Source organism: Pseudonocardia nigra (assembly GCF_019396355.1).
Lineage (GTDB): Bacteria > Actinomycetota > Actinomycetes > Mycobacteriales > Pseudonocardiaceae > Pseudonocardia > Pseudonocardia nigra.
On the sequence record NZ_JAHKRK010000556.1, the window covers coordinates 1 to 714 of the forward strand.

Here is a 714-nt window from a genome sequence, read left to right on the forward strand (position 1 = left end):
CATCCCGACGATCTGCCGACCCTCGTACGATTCGCTCACAGGGGCCTCCTCGAATCGATGGTGTGAGCACCCCGAGCATGAGCCGGGAGTCACGAGGAGCGGAGGCCCCGCTCCTTCATCACATCAGGTCGCGTGAGCGTTGTTCATTGGGTTGCGGGTAGCCAGGGTCGGCCCTCGGCGAGCGGGACGAGGACGTCGAAGAAGTGTTTGCCGTGCTTGGCGGCGGTCGAGAGGTAGCTGCGGATCGCGCAGAACTGTGTGGCTCCGGTGAGGGTGCGCAGGCAGCCGGACACCTTCTGCCGGAGTTTGATCATGCGGATGTCGCGTTCGGAGCCGTTGTTGTCAGGGGGTATCCGCCAGTCGGTGATGAAGCGCAGGTAGTCGTCTTGCCGGTCGAGCAGCCGGCGAGCGAGCGCGTGGTGCTTGCGCATCACCGGGTTGGCGCGGGCCGTGGTGTCGCGCAGGCCGATCTGGGCGGCCGACCGGTAGCGGTGGATCTGCTCGTCCAGCGCGGCGGGGTCGACCGCATCGGCGCCGGTGTTGATCGCCTCGGTCACCAGCTTCTGCAGGGCGACCAGCGCGTCGCCGGCCTGGGTGGCCCAGCACCACTCGGCGTCCGGACTGGTTGCGTCGGTGATGGCGGCCAGTTCGCGCAGGGCGTGTGCGCAGCACAGCTGGTGGCGGGCGTCGAGGTAGGTGTCATACGGCGCCCAG

Annotated in this window: 1 protein-coding gene; it reads right to left on the reverse strand. The window is 68.1% G+C overall.

Annotated features, from left to right (window positions below; translation table 11 throughout):
• Window positions 1–143 precede the first annotated feature (143 nt).
• A partial coding sequence (locus tag KME75_RS42180; RefSeq protein WP_219420691.1) for an IS66 family transposase occupies window positions 144–714 on the reverse strand: 571 nt, incomplete at its 5' end.